The following is a 15,740-nucleotide window of genomic DNA, read 5'->3' on the forward strand; positions in this document are numbered from 1 at the left end:
TCAGTTCGTCGTAGAGCGCATCGACGCTGAATTCGCTCAGGTTCATGCCGCGGCGCAGCGCATTGTGATGCGCCAGCAGCCGCTCGATCTTTTCCTTGAGCGTATCGGGTTCGGCGAGATCGCAGACCCGGATGGCGCGGCGGCCGACCTTGTCTTCGTAGGCCGGGCCGATGCCGCGCTTGGTGGTGCCGATCTTCAGCCCGGAATTGGCATTCTCGCGGACAGCGTCGAGCTCTCGATGGAGGCTTAGGATCAGCGGCGCATTGTCGGCGATCTTCAGCACCTCGGGGGTCACCTCGATCCCCTGCGCGCCGATCTTTTCGACCTCTGCGACGAAATGATGCGGGTCGACCACCACGCCGTTGCCGATGACGCTCAGCTTGCCGCGCACGACCCCCGAGGGCAGCAGCGCCAGCTTGTAGCTCGTCCCGTCGATGACCAGCGTGTGCCCGGCATTGTGGCCGCCCTGGTAGCGCACCACCACGTCGGCGCGCTCCGAAAGCCAGTCGACGATCTTGCCCTTGCCCTCGTCACCCCACTGGCTGCCGACGACGATCACGTTTGCCATGCGCTCAATGCCCCTCAGGAAGCGGCAGCCCGGCCGGACAGAGTGCCGGCGGACCGCAAGGATTGGTTCGATTTTTTCGCTGCAAGCTGACCGTGCGGGCTTCGGCAAGGAAGTCCGAGGGAGTTGCGGACGTCCTTTAGAGCAGTCCTTCCCGATTGACAAATCCCGTCGCGTCGCAGGCCCTGGCAATCACGCGCGGTCACATCCGTGTTGCCGCAGACCCGGGCTTGTTCCACCCGCTGTCGGCAAAAGGCCGGGCACCTACGCCCGGCCTTCCCCAACTTCATTACCTCAGAACTTCAGCGACTTGGCCTGCTTCACCCCGTCGAGCGCGGCGACCTGCTTCAACTGGTCGTCCGCCAGCGTGCCGTCGATCGAGAGCAGCGCGATGGCGTCCCCGCCCACCTCGGCCCGGCCGAGGTTGAAGTTGGCGATGTTGATGCCGAGGGTGCCCAGCAGCGTCCCGAGCCGGCCGATATGGCCCGGCTTGTCCTCGTTGGTGACGTAGAGCATCGAGGGCGTGAGTTCGGCCTCCATGTTGATGTTCTTCACCTGGATGATGCGCGGCTTGCCATTGGCGAACACCGTGCCCGCGACGCTCCGCTCCTGCCGCTCGGTGACTACCGTCAGCCGGATATAGCCCTCGTAGGCGCCCTGCTGGTCGCGGCTGACGATCTCGACATTGATACCGCGATCCTTGGCGATCTGCGGCGCCGAGACCATGTTGATGTCGCCCAACGACGGCTTCAGCACGCCGTTGATCGCGGCCGCGATCATCGGCTTGGTATTGAGCACCGCGACCGAACCCTCGAACTCGAGTTTGATCCCCTTGATCGCGGTCTCGGTGAGCTGGCCGGCGAACGAGCCGAGCGACTCCGCAAGCCTGATCCACGGCGACAGCCGCGGCGCTTCCTCGGCGGTGATCGAGGGGAAGTTCAGCGCGTTGGCGATCTCGCCGGTGTTGAGATAGGCCGATATCTGCTCCGCCACCTGCAACGCCACGTTCTCCTGCGCCTCGGTGGTCGAAGCGCCCAAGTGCGGCGTAGCGATAAAATTGGCGAGCTCGAACAATGGGTTATTCTCGGCCGGTTCCTCGACGAACACGTCGAACGCGGCGCCTGCGACCTTGCCCGACTTCAGCGCGTCGTAGAGCGCCTTCTCGTCGACCAGCCCGCCGCGGGCGCAGTTGATGATCCGCACCCCCGGCTTCATCTTCTCGATTGCGGCGGCGTTGATGATGTTGCGCGTCGCGTCGATCAGCGGGGTGTGGAGCGTAATGAAATCGGCCCGCGCCAGCAGGTCGTCGAGCTCGACTTTCTCGACGCCCAGCGTCTGCGCGCGCTCCGGGCTGAGGAACGGATCGTAGGCGATGACCTTCATCCTGAGGCCCTGCGCGCGGTCCGCGACGATCGAGCCGATATTGCCTGCGCCGATTAAGCCCATGATTTTGTTGGTAACTTCGACGCCCATGAAGCGGTTCTTCTCCCACTTGCTGGCCTTGGTCGAGGCGTCGGCTTCGGGGATCTGGCGGGCGAGCGAGAGCATCAGCGAGATGGCGTGCTCGGCGGTGGTGATCGAGTTGCCGAACGGCGTGTTCATCACGATGATGCCCTTCTTGGTGGCGGCCGGAATGTCGACATTGTCGACCCCGATGCCGGCCCGGCCGATCACCTTCAAGTTATTGGCAGCGCTCAGGATTTTGTCCGTGACCTTGGTCGCCGAGCGGATCGCGAGGCCATCGTACTGCCCGATCACCTCGAACAGCTTGTCCTTGTCCTTGCCGAGGTCGGGCAGGTAGTCGACCTCGATATTGTTGTCCTTGAAGATCTGGACGGCCGTCTTCGACAGCTTGTCCGAAACGAGCACTTTGGGCATGTCGCCACCTGTTTGCCACGCCGATGAACGGCGGATGAACTATAAATGGATGGAAAGCACCGGCCCTGTTGCAACAGAAGCCGGCGCAATTTCGTGAAGTTAGGCGGCAGCCTTTGCGAGCGCCGCCTTTTCGGTGGCGAAGGCGAAATCGAGCCACGGCGTCAGTGCCGCGAGGTTCTCGGCATCGACCGTGGAGCCGGCCCAGATGCGCAGCCCCGTGGGGGCGTCGCGATAGCCGCCGATGTCATAGGCGACACCGGCCTTGTCGAGCCGCGAGACGATCGCCTTGGCAAACGCCGCCTGCGCGTCCTCGCTCAGGGCCGTGATCTCGGGATCGGAGATGACGAGGCAGACCGAGGTGTTGGATCGCTCGGCTTCGTTCTTGGCGAGGAAGTCGACCCATGGCGTCTTCGCCACCCAGTCGTTCAGCACCTTGAAGTTGGCATCGGCGCGCGCCTGCATGCCCTTGAGCCCGCCGACCGTCTTGCCCCACTCCATCGCATCCACCGCGTCCTCGATGCAGAGCATCGAGACAGTGTTGATGGTCGCGCCCTCGAAGATATCGGCCATGAGCTTGCCGCCCTTGGTCATGCGGAAGATCTTGGGCAGCGGGCGATCCGGCTTGAACGTCTCGAGCCGTTCGACGGCGCGCGGGCTGAGGATCAGGATGCCGTGCGCGGCCTCGCCGCCCAGCGCCTTCTGCCAGGAGAAGGTGATGACATCGAGCTTGGTAAAATCGAGGTTCTGCGCGAACGCTGCCGAGGTGGCGTCGCAGATCGTGAGTCCCTTGCGATCGGCCGGAATCCAGTCGGCATTCGGCACGCGGACACCCGAGGTGGTGCCGTTCCAGGTGAACACCACGTCGTTGTCGAAGTTGACGGTCGAGAGGTCCGGCAGCTCGCCATAGGGCGCCTTGAGGACCCGGACGTTGTCGAGCTTCAGCTGCTTCTGGACATCGGTGACCCAGCCCTCGCCGAACGATTCCCAGGCCAGCATGTCGACGCCGCGGGCGCCGAGCATCGACCACAGCGCCATCTCGACAGCGCCGGTATCGGAGGCCGGAACGATGCCGATCAGATAGTCGGCGGGCACTTCGAGCAGCTCGCGGGTCAAGGCGATTGCCTTCTCGATGCGCGCCTTGGCGGGCTTGGCGCGGTGCGAGCGGCCGACCAGCGCGTCGGCAAGCACGCTCACGGTCCATCCCGGACGTTTGGCACAAGGGCCCGATGAAAAATTCGGATTTGCCGGTTTCACTGCCGGCGCAGTCAGGGGCACATCAGCCATGGCGACCCTCCCAGGTCGAAAGCTCCACGTTAGGGTGGAGTGTCCTGAGGCGGGCTAATACTCCCCGTGACGGGACAGCGTCAATGGGGAACAAGCGGGGGTGGTGGACAGCCCCGCTCCATCCCAAATCCGCCCCAGGGCACCGCCGGGTGCCCTGGGAACAATGGCGACGACTTGAGCCACGCCTGCAGGCTCGGGGGCTGCTAGTCGTTGGACGGAAAGGCCGGGTCGAGAATCAGCTTATCCAGGGTGATCGGGTAGCTCCGGACCCGCACCCCGCAGGCGTTGTAGATGGCGTTGGCGACGGCGGCACCGGAACCGCAGATGCCGAGTTCGCCCACGCCCTTGGCCTTCAGCGGGTTGGTCTTGTCGTCGAGCTCGGGCAGGAACATTGCATCGACATTGACGGCGTCGGCGTGAGCGGGGAAGTGGTACCCGGCGAGGTCGTTGTTGACGAACTTGGCGAAGCGGTCATCGACGAGGCCTTCCTCGTGGAGGGCGGAGCCCAGCCCCCAGATCAGCCCGCCAATGGCCTGCGACCGCGCCGTCTTGGCGTTGAGGATGCGGCCGGCGGTGTAGACGCCGAGCATGCGGCGAAGGCGCGGTTCCCCGGAGTCGATGTCGACACCGACCTCGGCGAAATGCGCGCCGTAGGAGCTTTCCGAATAGTCCTTGGCTTCCTTGCCCGGCTTCTCTTTCCCCTCGGCCTCGAGGCCGGCGGGGGCATACCTCGCCATGAACGCGTCGATTGCCAGCTTCTGGTCACCGGCCGAGACGATGCCGTCCTTGATGGCAATTTCCTCGTTGAGACCAGCCGCTCGCGCCATGCGATTGCGGAGCGCCATGCAGGCGAGATAGACGCCGCTGCCCGAACTGCAGGCGCCGAAGGACCCCCCGGAGCCAGGGGCGGGCGGCAGGTTGGTGTCGCCGATATCGACCGTTATCCGGTCGGTCGGCAGGCCCATCGATTCGGCGGCGATCTGCGTCAGGACCGTGTAGGTGCCGGTGCCGATATCGGTCATAGCCGTCTCCACGGTCAGGTTGCCGTCCGGCGCGAGCCGCACCCGTGCTTCCGCCCCGCGGTTGAAATGGGTGCGGATCGCCGCCGACATGCCGTAACCCACCAGCCAGCGCCCATCGCGCAGCGTGCCCGGGCGCGAGGGCCTGCGGTCCCAGCCGAAGCGGGCCGCGCCTTCGCGGTAGCACTCGACAAGATGCCGCGTGGAGAAAGGTTTGCCGGTCTCAGGATGGACCGCGGGTTCGTTCCGGATGCGAAGCTCGATCGGATCCATGTCGAGGGCATAGGCGAGCTCGTCCATCGCCTGCTCGAAGGCCAGCATGCCGATCGCCTCGCCGGGCGCGCGCATGTCGCCGGGCATCGGCAGGTCGAGCCTTACCAGCCGATGCGTCGTCACCCGGTTGGGCGCGGCGTAGAGGTGCCGGCCGAAGTCGGCGGTCTGCTCGGCGAACTCGTCGAAGGTCGCGGTGTGCTCGATCACCTCATGCGACAGGCCGGTCATTCGCCCGTCCCGATCGGCGGCGAGCCGCACATGCTGGATCGACTCGGTGCGGTGGGCGGCGTTGACGAAGACCTGCTGGCGCGTGAAGGCGGTCTTGACCGGCCGGCGCAGTTGTCGGGCCGCCAATGCCGCAAGCACGGCATCCGATTCCGTGCGCAGCTTGCTGCCGAAGCCGCCGCCCACGAACTTGCACAGGATGCGAACCTTCGACTTTGGGATCATCAAGGTGGCGGCGATCATCTCCCGGCATTCGACCGGCAACTGTGCCGCGACGTGCAGCGTCACCGCGTCCCCGTCCCAGCTCGCCATGGTCGAGTGCGGTTCGATGGCGTGATGATGCTGGAAGGGTGTTTCGTACGTGGCGTCGACCTTGATTGGCGCCGCTGCAAATGCCGTTTCGAAATCTCCGATGATCGAGTCGGTCACGAGAAATCCCCGGACTGTCTTGGGTGCAAAGGCTTGCGACGCTTCGGCCTTTACCCTCGACGCGGGCTTGTGTCCCTGCTCGTAGCTTACCTTGACCCGTGAGGCGGCATCGCGCGCCTGTTCGAAGCTCTCGGCCACGACGAACGCGACCGGCTGGCCATAGTATTGGACCTCGTTGCTGGACAGATATGGCCTCGCGACGCTGTCCTGACTTTGGTCGCTGGGAATCTTGTAGAAGGTGACATACTCCCCCTGCCTGGGCGCGTTCAGGTGCGTCATCACCAGCAGGACCCCCGGCAGGCGTGAGGCTTCTTCGGTGTCGATGCTCAGGATCCGGCCGTTGCTGATCGTTGCATTGACGACGAAACCGTAAGCGACCTGGCCCTGACCGGCGTACTCGTAGGAATAGGTGGCATTGCCGGAGACTTTTTTCGGGCCGTCGACGCGATCGAGCGGACGTCCCAGGATGCCCTGGATGTCCTGGTCGAGGATGTTGGGCGCAAAGCCCGGGGCAAGGTCATTCATGAGCGGCCTCCCGCGTTTGCGTCAGCATCCGCACCATCATCCGGCGCGCCAGCGGTATCTTGAAATCATTGTCGCCGTGGCCGGTGGCGGCGGCGAGTTCTTCGTCGGCCGCGGCGCTCGGGGTTGCCCCCGATTGCAGTGCGGCTTCGGCCCTCGTTGCCCGCCAGGGCTTGTGGGCCACGCCGCCCAACGCCAGCCGGTCGCCCGCCACGGCCACCGAGATCAGGGCAAAGGCATAGGAGGCGCGGTCGCGGACCTTGCGATAGGCCTGGGCGCCTGGGGGCGGCGCGGGCAGAGTGACGGCGGTGATCAGTTCCCCCGGATTGAGGGTGTTCTCCACCTCCGGGGTGTCTCCGGGCAGGGTGTGGAATTCCGCGATGGGGATGGCGCGCGAGGTGCCGTCGCTCGAGACGGTTTCGACCTGGGCATCGAGCACCGTCATCGCCACCGCCATGTCGGAGGGGTGCACGGCGATGCAGGCGTCGCTTTCGCCGAGCACGGCATTGGGCCGGTTTATGCCCTGCAGCGCCGAGCAGCCCGAGCCGGGTTCGCGTTTGTTGCACGGCATGTCGCGGTTGTAGAAGTAGAAGCACCTCGTGCGCTGCAGCAGGTTGCCCGCAGTCGTCGCCTTGTTGCGCAACTGCCCGGAGGCGCCGGCGAGCAGCGCTTCGCTGAGCACCGGGTAGTTTTCCCGCACCCGCCGATCGGCAGCGAGCGTGCTGTTGCGGACCAGTGCACCGATGCGGAGGCCGCCATCGACTTCCTCGATCTCTGCGAGCGGCAGGTGGTTGACGTCGACGAGATGGGCGGGCGTCTCGATCTGCAGCTTCATCAGGTCGATGAGGTTGGTACCTCCGGCGATGAACTTGGCGTTTGCATTGCCGGCTACGGCCCGTGCCGCCGCCTGCGGGGTTTCTGCCCGCTCGTAGGTGAAGGGTCTCATGCCACACCTCCTGCGTCCCTGATGGCCGCGAGGATGTTCGGGTAGGCGGCGCAGCGGCAGAGATTGCCGCTCATGCGTTCGCGAATTTCACCGTCGGTAAGGGCGGGCTGCGTTGCCGAAACATCCGGCGTGACATGGCTGGGCCAGCCCATCTGGTACTCGTCGAGCATGCCGACGGCCGAGCAGATCTGGCCGGGGGTGCAATAGCCGCACTGGAAGCCATCATGCTCGATGAAAGCGGCCTGCATCGGATGGAGGTGACCGGGCTGGCCGAGCCCCTCGATGGTGGTGATCTCGTCGCCTTCGTGCATCGCCGCAAAGCTGAGGCAACTGGTGATGCGCATGCCGTTGACGAGCACCGTGCACGCGCCGCACTGGCCGTGGTCGCAGCCCTTCTTGGAACCGGTGAGGCCAAGGTGCTCGCGCAGGGCATCGAGCAGCGTGGTGCGGAGGTCAACGACAAGGGTGTGCGTCGTTCCGTTCACCTTGAGCTCGATCCGCCCCATGGGGGGTGGTTGAAGGTCGAGGGGTCGTGCACGGGTATCGGATTGGGGGGTCTGTTCGGGCATCGGTCAGCTCCGCTGATGGTCCCTGAGCCCGGGTGTCGAAACGCCACGGGGGGCACATGGTTCCAGCGGCGCGCGCGAAAGCGATGGGCCGGTTTATCGAGGAAACCTGGGCGTGTGCTGACGCGCTCGTGGCAGCCGCCGCTCAAACGTTTGTGAAGCTGGTTCGACCCCGGAAGGCCGGGTGAATTCCGGCCACTGGCCCGATCGCCTCCGGGTAAGCAAGGAGTTGGCCTGGGCGAGCCCATAACGCCTGCATCACGAGCCGGGGGCTAGAATGCTGCAGCGTAGGAAATTCGGGTCCTATGTTTGACTGCTCCCTCCTCCAAGCGGAGGGGGCAGTTTTTTATGACGGAAGAGTGGGCGTGGCGTCGCCTGCGCGAGCAGCTTTGTTGCGAGATTGCCAGGACAAGGAACCGGCGCCGGGGCGCCGGTTTGATTGTGGCTTCCGGCGGATGCCGTCAGGAAGCGATCTTGGCGCGTCCGCGCGGTGCGGGCGTCTTGGGCTTGCGGCCAAGTCCGATGGTCTTGGCGAGGCGAGAACGGGCTTCCGAATAGGTCGGCGCGACCATCGGATAATCGGCCGGCAGACCCCATTTCGCGCGGTATTCCTCCGGCGACATGTCGTATTCGGTCCTGAGATGCCGCTTCAGCGACTTGAATTTCTTGCCGTCCTCAAGACAGATCAAGTATTCCGGCGTAATCGATTTCCTGACCGGCACGGCCGGTCGGAGTTCGACTACCACTTCTGCTTCGGCAGCGCCGCCCAGGCCGGCGAGCGTCGCATGGACGCTGGCGATCAACTTGGGGATGTCGCTGGCGCTCAGCGCGTTATGACTCACATACGCGCTGACGATGTCGGCGCTAAGTTCGATCAGTTGCGAACTCCTCGCTTCCGTAATCGCTGCTGCGGCCAAATTCGATGTTCCTGATTCCATTCCTGCCTCGGGATTGTTGCCTAGGTTTCGGGTCCTATACGCGGGAAACTGCAGCCCACCCTACGCGCCTCCTCGCGGTTATTGTGCTAGCGCATCCTCTTTGGGTAGCTTACTTCAATGCGTTATCTAGCCGTTATGTGGCTACGCTTTGGCCTTTACTTCGTCAAGTAAACTTCCGCCAAATTTGCAGGAACAACTGAGCATGCCCATCACTTTCCATGCGTGAAACGGTCACCCTCCAGCTTTTGGGAACGCCGGTCCTCCGCCTTGCGGATGGTTCGGCAGTCAAATTGCGCCAGAAGGCTTACGCCCTGGCGGCGGTTCTGTACTTGGAGTTTTCCAACCGCACCCGTCGCTCCGCATTGGCTGAGCGCGTCTGGGAGTCCAGTACGGCCGAGCAGGCGATGACCAATCTTCGCCAGACGTTGCTGCATACGCGCGACCTCGAAAGCCGCTATGGCTTCGAGCTGTTCCAGGCCGACGCCACCGAAATCGAGCTCAACCGGGAAGTGGTGGTGGACCTGCGCGAGATTACTCGCGTCCGCACCGCCGAGGACGCGCCCGAGCTTGAACGGCTGATCGCGCTCTATCGCGGCGAACTGCTGGCCGGCGTCGGTGGGCTCGGCAGCGAGTTCGACCAGTGGCTGGCGCTGGAGCGCACGCGCATCGAGAACCAGTTCGCGAACCAGGCGACGGAAGCCGCGCTGCGCATCGGCGGCAGCGGCGCGCATGCCGCGCTGTTCCGGCTGGCCGAGCGCCTGCCCTATTCCGACGTTGTCTGCCGCGCCACCATCGAGCTGTTCCGCTCCGAGAACAATGAAAGCGGCGCCCGCGCGGCCTTCGCCGCGTTCCGCAACCGGCTGCGCCACGGCCTCGGGCTGGAGCCGTCGGCCGAGACGGCCGACCTGTTCGACAGCGAGCGCCCGCTGCCGGCGCAACCCCGAACCGTCGCCCGGCGGAGCCTGCCCGAGGAGGAGGCGCAGCGGGTGAGCTTCGTGCCGCGCGTCGTGCTCCTGCCGCCGCTGCAGGACTTCAAGCAGGCCAACATCCCCAAGCACCTGGCGCCGGCGCTGGTCGAGGACGTGACCATCGGCCTCTCGCGGCTGAAATCGGTGTCGGTGATCGCCCCGCACACGGCCTGGCAGCTCGACCCGTTCACCGCCCTCGACGAGGTGCGCTCGCACCAGATCGACTACGCGGTGGAGAGCCGCATCGCCCCGCATTTTGCCAGCGACGGCCTGTCGCTCGCCATCCGCCTGGTGCGCGCCGCGGGCCGCGAGATCGTCTGGGCCGACAAGTTCGCCTTCAATGCCCTCAAGGCGCCCGAGCATTACTGGGACTTCACCAATGGCGTCGCCCGCGCGCTGGCCGATTCGATCGAGACGGCCGAGCTGCAGCGCGAGCGCACCCAGCGCGACGCCAACGCCTATACCCACTACCTGACCGGCCGCCACAACCTCCGCTCGTTCGACCTGCCCAAGATCCGGCGCGGCCGGAAATCGCTGCGGATCGCCCGCGACATCGAGCCCGAGCAGGCTTCGATCGAGAGTGCGCTGGCGCGCTCCTACGTGGTCGAGTGGGTGCTGCGCTCCGGGTCGGACAAGGGCCTGCTCGACAAGGCCAAGCTCCATGCCGAGCGCGCCGTGTCCATCGACCCCAATGATGGCACTGCCTATCGCGAGCTTGGTCGCGTCGCCTTGTTCGACCGCGACCTCGACCAGAGTCTCCAGCACATGGCGATGGCGGCGGAGCTCGCGCCGAACCATGCCGACGTGCTGGCCGACTTTGCCGACACACTTGTCCACAACTCCGATTTTGCTGCTGCGCAGGAGAAGATCGACGCCGCCGTGCGTCTCAATCCGGTACCCCCGGATGAATACCTGTGGACGCTTGGCGGTATCAATTTTTTCCGCGGCCGTTGGGAAGAGGCGCTTCGCCATCTCAACCAGATGCGCAACCCGGAACCGGCGCTCCGCCTGATGGCGGCAACGGCGGCGATGGCCGGTCGCATGGACCTTGCCCGCAGGTATCGGTTGCAAGCACTTAAATTGCAGCCGGATTTTACTACCGCTCGTTGGGTATCCCGTATGCCACAGCGCGATCCTGCGGATGTTGATCTGTATATTGAGGCGTTGCGAAAGGCCGGATTCAAGTAGGCCAACAAGGAGCAATTCTCATGCGTTACGTGATCATCGGACAAAAAGACTCGTCGCAGTTGCTGGTGGTGGATACCCAGCTGATGACTGTCTCCCCGGTCGACCAGGCCACGGTCGTCCCCTCCAACGTTCGTTCGGCGCTCGCCGCCGGCAATACCATCGTCGATGGTATCGACATCGCCGTGGCCGCGGGCCAGCGCGAAGACGGCAGCGCCGTCTGGCACTATCACTCCAAGTAAGCCTTGCTTCACGACACCATGATCCCTCCGGCCGCGTACGCGTCGCCGGGCGGGAAGAAAAATCCCGCGGCACTGCTGCGGGATTTGTCTTTGCAGTTCGATCGGCTCGGCATCACCCGGCTGGCCCGCCAGACCGGCCTCGATCGTATCGGCATCCCCTGCTACGCCGCCATCCGGCCCAACTCGGCCACCATCGCGAGCCACCAGGGCAAGGGCATCGACGACGTCTCGGCCCAGATCTCGGCGGTGATGGAGGCGGCGGAGTACGCCGTCGCCGAGGCGCCCGAGACGCCGCGGCGCGAACTCAGCATCGCCGCGGCGCGCGCCGCCGGGCTCGACATGCTCGATGTGCGCCATTTGCTGCCGCGGGATGCGGTGATCGACGAAAACAAGCCCATCCGCTGGGTCGAGGGTTTCGACCACGCGACCGGCGGGCTAGTGCTGGTGCCTTATGACGCCGTGGTGCTCGGCACCCCGCCGCGGGATTTCCCTGGATTGTCGCAATCGACCAATGGCATCGCAGCCGGCACGCACTTGCCGGGCGCGCTGCTGCATGCGTTGTGCGAACTGGTCGAGCGCGACGCGGTCTGCCTCTGGGGCTTCAAGGCCGATGCCGCCGCCAAGGCGACTGCGGTAACCCCGGCAGCCTTCGGCGACCCCGACGTGGACACCTTGGCCCAGAAGATCGCGCGTGCCGGCTATCGGCTCCGCCTGTTCGACCAGACCAGCAATACCGGCCTGCCGGTGATCTACGCGGTGCTCTCGCCCGGCGACGGCGCCGACAAGCATTTCGATGCCGCGACCGGCGCCAGCTGCCACCCGGTGGCGGCGATTGCGGCGCGGCGCGCCATCGTCGAAGCGGCGCAGACCCGCATCACCAATATCGCCGGCGCCCGCGACGATATCGTCGGGGACGAGTACGAACAGGAACTGGCTCGCAGCATTGCCGTGCTGACCGAGGACGGGCCCGCGACCCGCCCTGCCCCAGCAGGGCTAGCCGCCGGGACCGGGGAGGGGGCGCTGATTGCAGCCATGCGGGCGGGGCTCGCCCGCGTCGGGCTGGAGCGGATCGTCGTCATCCCCCTGGGCGGGCGAGGCATGGACATCGAAGTGGCCAGGGTTTTCGTGCCGGGTCTCGAGGACCGGCTGACCAATCGCAACTGGCGCCCGGGATCACGGGCGACCGCCGCCATGCTGGGGTTCCTGTGAAAGTCCTGTTCGCCGGCCCCTCGCTCTCCGAGCAGAGCTACGACCGCAGCGGACTCGACGTCCGCGCGCCGGCTCGCCAGGGCGACCTGCATCGCGCCGTGCTCGATGGGGCGGACGCCATCGGGCTCGTCGACGGCGTCTTCGGCTTCGTGCCGTCGGTGTGGCACAAGGAGATCCTGTTCGCGCTGAAACAGGGGGTCCGCGTCCTAGGCGCCGCCTCGATCGGCGCGCTGCGGGCGGCGGAATGCGCGGCCTACGGCATGGAGGCGGTGGGGCCGATCGCCGAGGGCTATCTGAGCGGCGCGCGTGTCGAGGATGCCGACGTGTGCCTAGCCCATGCGCCGGCCGAACTCCACTTCATGCCGTTGAGCGAACCGCTGGTAGATGCCGAGGCGACGATCGCGGCGATGCGGCTGGCGGGCGCTGCGTCGGATAGCGAAGCGGCGGCATTGCTGGCCTCGGCGCAGGCGATCTATTTTGCCGATCGCACGGTCGAGGGGATCATCGCGGGTGCGGGACTGCCTCCGGCGTTTGCCGACCGCTATCGGGCGTTGCGGGTGGGCGCCAAGACAGCCGACGCACTGCTGCTGGTCGAGCGGCTCAAGTCCCTGCCGGTTGGACGCGGGCCTGCGCCGGACTGGGCGTTCGTCGAGTCCGATCCGTGGCGGCACTACCTCAGGCAGGCGGCCGGGACCGCCGCGCCTAGTTGAGCCGGGCACCTCGCAGCCCGCGCAATTCCATCGGATAGATCAGGCGGGCATGGGCCACGGTGATCGAGTGGAGCGGTCCTTCGATCTCTTCTTCCCAGAAGGCGAGGAATTTTCGAAGCGAGGGGAACTGCGGGAAGAAGTCGTACTCTTGCCAGACGAAATCCTGCAGGAGCTCGAAATGATCAGGCACGTGGTAGATGATCTGCGCGGTGGTGAGGCCGTAGGCTTCGGGTTCGGCACTAGGGACAGGCGTCGACAACATCAGGCTCCTCCGTCTTGCGGCGACCGGATGAGCATCGGGCGAGTCCAGTCGCGTGACAAGAGCGTGACACGAATAGTTTAATGGTTTCAATTGGTTAGCAGCAGACAGCGACGAGTGCTGACAGGCTGTGCCAAGCTGGCCGCGAGGAGAAGAGCATGCCGGAAGCGATGCCCGAGACCACGAAAACCTTCCTTGCCGCACTGCCGGATACGCAGCGCCAGGCGCTCGGGCACCTGCGCGCGGTGATCATCGCCGCAGCGCCGGAAGCGAAGGAATATGTCGGCTACGGCATCCCCGCCTTCCGGCAGCACGGTGCACTGGTTTCGTTCGGGGCCGGGAAAGCGCATTGCGCCTTCTACGTGTAGAGCCCGGCTGTGATGGAGGCGCACGCCACTGCGCTGAAGGGTCTCGACACGTCCAAAGGCACCATTCGCTTCACCCCGGAGAACCCGCTGCCCGATGAACTCGTGACCCGGCTGGTCAAAGCTCGTATTCTCGAAAATACCACGCGCAAATCGAAGGGGCACAAGTCGGCATCGGCTCAACCCTGAGGAGGTGGAGATGGCAACAATGGTGCGGCTGTCTCGCGATCAGATCGACCAGATGTTCGTCGAGATGGACGAGATGGAGAACAGCCTCAAGGCGATCCATGACGAGCTGATCGAGATCGGCGTGCCGAAATCGACCCTCAACCGCTTCGCCAAGATGCACGACCGCTACACCTCGGGCGTGGCGTACCTGAAAAAGCAGCGAGATCTGGGGAAGACCGAGCAGGACTGAGCCGCTGAACGCGTCACCGCGCCCCCAGCTTTGTGGGCTAAGCTCCGATTGCGAACAAAACGGGAATGGTGCTCTCTAGTGCGACTGCCCATCCGGATCGATTCGCGTGCTGCCTTCGCCTTCGCCTCACTACCTCGACAAGCTGAACCCTGAGCAGCGGCTGGCGGTCGAGCATCGGGGCGGGCCGCTGCTGGTGATCGCCGGGGCGGGATCGGGCAAGACCAATACGCTGGCGCACCGGGTGGCGCATCTGATCGTCAACGGCGCCGACCCGCGGCGCATCCTGCTGATGACCTTTTCCCGCCGCGCCTCGGCAGAGATGCAGCGACGGGTGGAACGGCTGGTGGCGCAGGTGATGGGCGCCAAGTCGGGCATCGTCACCGATGCGCTGAGCTGGGCGGGGACATTTCACGGCATCGGGGCGCGGCTGCTGCGCGAGCATGCAGAGCAGATCGGCCTGACGCCGGGATTCTCGATCCACGATCGGGAGGACTCGGCGGACCTGGTCAACATCATCCGTCACGAGATGGGGTTCTCGGAGGCAAAGAAGCGCTTCCCGACCAAGGGCACGTGCCTCGCCATCTACTCGCGCGTGGTCAATGCGCAGGACGACATCGACGTGGTGCTGAAGCAGGCCTTCCCGTGGGTCGCCATGTGGGGCAAGGAGCTCCGCGACCTGTTCGGTGCCTATGTCGAGGCCAAGCAGCGCCAGCAGGTGCTCGACTACGACGACCTGCTGCTCTACTGGGCCGCGATGATGCGGGAGCCGGTGATCGCCGACGATCTGGCGGAGCGGTTCGACCATGTGCTGGTCGACGAGTACCAGGACACCAACCGCCTGCAGGCCTCGATCCTCTTGGCGCTGAAACCGGCCGGCGACGGGCTGACGGTGGTGGGGGACGATGCGCAGTCGATCTACTCGTTCCGCGCTGCGACGGTGCGCAACATCCTCGATTTCCCGGCCGCGTTCACCCCGGCGGCGGCGATCGTGACGCTCGACCGCAACTACCGCTCGACCCAGCCGATCCTCGAGGCGGCCAATGCCCTGATCTCGGAATCGTCCGAGCGCTTCACCAAGAACCTCTGGACCGAGCGCCTGGCGAGCGAGAAGCCGCGGCTGGTGACGGTGAAGGACGAGCCGAGCCAAGCGCGCTACGTTGTGGAGAGCGTCCTCGCCTGCCGCGAAGGCGGGACCGCGCTGAAGCAGCAGGCCGTGCTGTTCCGCACCTCGTCGCACTCGGCCGAGCTCGAGATCGAACTCACCCGACGCAACATCCCGTTCGTGAAGTATGGCGGGCTCAAATTCCTCGACAGCGCCCATGTGAAGGACATGCTGTCGCTGCTGCGCTTCGTCGACAATCCACGCGACCGGGTGGCGGGTTTCCGTGTGCTGCAGCTGCTGCCGGGTGTCGGCCCGGGTGCAGCGGGCAAGGTGCTCGACCGGATGCTGGAGAGCGCCGACCCGCTGGTCGAGCTGCTCAACTCCCCTCCCCCGCCGCGCGGCTCGGAGGGCTGGCCCGCGCTGCTCGAGGTGGTGGAGCATCTCGGCAAAGGCGGTGGCGGCTGGCCGGCCGAACTACTGCGGGCTCGGATGTGGTACGAGCCGCTGATGGAGGCGGTGTACGAGGATGCCGAGATGCGGAAGGAGGACCTCTACCAGCTGGAACAGATCGCGGCCGGCTATCCGAGCCGCGAGCGCTTCATCACCGAGCTGACGCTCGACCCGCCCGATGCCACCT

16 protein-coding genes are annotated in these 15,740 nt (G+C 65.5%); 8 read left to right on the forward strand and 8 right to left on the reverse strand.

The window, feature by feature from the left end; genetic code table 11:
* The 7 genes from JWQ89_RS16080 to JWQ89_RS16110 all read right to left on the reverse strand — a co-directional run.
* Window positions 1–568 (reverse strand): adenylosuccinate synthetase (locus JWQ89_RS16080; RefSeq protein WP_299642590.1); only part of this gene is annotated, 568 nt, incomplete at its 3' end.
* Window positions 569–859: 291 nt separating this feature from the next.
* The gene (serA, locus tag JWQ89_RS16085; protein ID WP_299642592.1) at window positions 860–2,443 is read right to left on the reverse strand and encodes a phosphoglycerate dehydrogenase; all 1,584 of its coding nucleotides are present in this window, start codon (window positions 2,441–2,443) and stop codon (window positions 860–862) included.
* A 99-nt stretch (window positions 2,444–2,542) separates the two neighbouring features.
* A complete protein-coding gene (locus JWQ89_RS16090) occupies window positions 2,543–3,727 on the reverse strand; it encodes a phosphoserine transaminase (protein WP_299642594.1) in 1,185 nt (394 codons plus the stop codon).
* A 203-nt stretch (window positions 3,728–3,930) separates the two neighbouring features.
* Window positions 3,931–6,198 carry a xanthine dehydrogenase family protein molybdopterin-binding subunit gene (locus tag JWQ89_RS16095; RefSeq protein WP_299642595.1) on the reverse strand — a complete coding sequence of 756 codons (2,268 nt, stop codon included), beginning with the start codon at window positions 6,196–6,198 and terminating at the stop codon, window positions 3,931–3,933.
* The gene (locus JWQ89_RS16100; RefSeq protein ID WP_299642597.1) at window positions 6,191–7,141 is read right to left on the reverse strand and encodes a xanthine dehydrogenase family protein subunit M; all 951 of its coding nucleotides are present in this window, start codon (window positions 7,139–7,141) and stop codon (window positions 6,191–6,193) included. Before JWQ89_RS16100 ends, JWQ89_RS16095 begins: the two co-directional genes overlap by 8 nt.
* Complete coding sequence (locus tag JWQ89_RS16105) at window positions 7,138–7,710, reverse strand: 2Fe-2S iron-sulfur cluster-binding protein (protein WP_299642599.1); 573 nt, start codon at window positions 7,708–7,710, stop codon at window positions 7,138–7,140. The genes JWQ89_RS16100 and JWQ89_RS16105 overlap by 4 nt, the downstream gene beginning before the upstream one ends.
* A gap of 458 nt (window positions 7,711–8,168) precedes the next feature.
* Window positions 8,169–8,624, reverse strand: coding sequence for a MucR family transcriptional regulator (locus JWQ89_RS16110; RefSeq protein ID WP_299642601.1), 456 nt, complete (start codon window positions 8,622–8,624; stop codon window positions 8,169–8,171).
* Between the two features lie 425 nt (window positions 8,625–9,049).
* Here JWQ89_RS16110 and JWQ89_RS16115 point away from each other — a divergent pair, with 425 nt between their 5' ends.
* The 4 genes from JWQ89_RS16115 (at window position 9,050) to JWQ89_RS16130 (ending at window position 12,959) form a co-directional block, all read left to right on the forward strand.
* Window positions 9,050–10,801 (forward strand): BTAD domain-containing putative transcriptional regulator, encoded by a 1,752-nt coding sequence (locus JWQ89_RS16115; RefSeq protein ID WP_299642603.1) that lies wholly within the window; start codon window positions 9,050–9,052, stop codon window positions 10,799–10,801.
* Between the two features lie 20 nt (window positions 10,802–10,821).
* On the forward strand, window positions 10,822–11,040 hold the full coding sequence (locus JWQ89_RS16120) for a hypothetical protein (protein WP_299642604.1): 219 nt from the start codon (window positions 10,822–10,824) through the stop codon (window positions 11,038–11,040).
* A 90-nt stretch (window positions 11,041–11,130) separates the two neighbouring features.
* Window positions 11,131–12,249 carry a YcaO-like family protein gene (locus tag JWQ89_RS16125; protein ID WP_299642606.1) on the forward strand — a complete coding sequence of 373 codons (1,119 nt, stop codon included), beginning with the start codon at window positions 11,131–11,133 and terminating at the stop codon, window positions 12,247–12,249.
* Complete coding sequence (locus tag JWQ89_RS16130) at window positions 12,246–12,959, forward strand: TfuA-like protein (protein WP_299642608.1); 714 nt, start codon at window positions 12,246–12,248, stop codon at window positions 12,957–12,959. Before JWQ89_RS16125 ends, JWQ89_RS16130 begins: the two co-directional genes overlap by 4 nt.
* Here JWQ89_RS16130 and JWQ89_RS16135 read toward each other — a convergent pair.
* Window positions 12,952–13,221 carry a protein usg gene (locus JWQ89_RS16135; RefSeq protein ID WP_299642609.1) on the reverse strand — a complete coding sequence of 90 codons (270 nt, stop codon included), beginning with the start codon at window positions 13,219–13,221 and terminating at the stop codon, window positions 12,952–12,954. The two genes, JWQ89_RS16130 and JWQ89_RS16135, sit on opposite strands and share 8 nt — an antisense overlap.
* Before the next feature lie 155 nt (window positions 13,222–13,376).
* Here JWQ89_RS16135 and JWQ89_RS16140 point away from each other — a divergent pair, with 155 nt between their 5' ends.
* The 4 genes from JWQ89_RS16140 to JWQ89_RS16155 form a co-directional block, all read left to right on the forward strand.
* Window positions 13,377–13,586 carry a DUF1801 domain-containing protein gene (locus JWQ89_RS16140; protein ID WP_299642611.1) on the forward strand — a complete coding sequence of 70 codons (210 nt, stop codon included), beginning with the start codon at window positions 13,377–13,379 and terminating at the stop codon, window positions 13,584–13,586.
* Between the two features lie 12 nt (window positions 13,587–13,598).
* Window positions 13,599–13,772, forward strand: a complete 174-nt coding sequence (locus tag JWQ89_RS16145) for a hypothetical protein (protein WP_299642613.1) — start codon at window positions 13,599–13,601, stop codon at window positions 13,770–13,772.
* Between the two features lie 10 nt (window positions 13,773–13,782).
* Complete coding sequence (locus JWQ89_RS16150) at window positions 13,783–14,001, forward strand: hypothetical protein (protein WP_299642614.1); 219 nt, start codon at window positions 13,783–13,785, stop codon at window positions 13,999–14,001.
* A gap of 106 nt (window positions 14,002–14,107) precedes the next feature.
* Window positions 14,108–15,740, forward strand: a 1,633-nt coding sequence (locus JWQ89_RS16155; protein WP_299642616.1) for an ATP-dependent helicase, incomplete at its 3' end; no start/stop codon positions are given.

Origin of the sequence: Devosia sp. (assembly GCF_028290645.1) — a bacterium.
Taxonomy (GTDB): domain Bacteria; phylum Pseudomonadota; class Alphaproteobacteria; order Rhizobiales; family Devosiaceae; genus Devosia_A.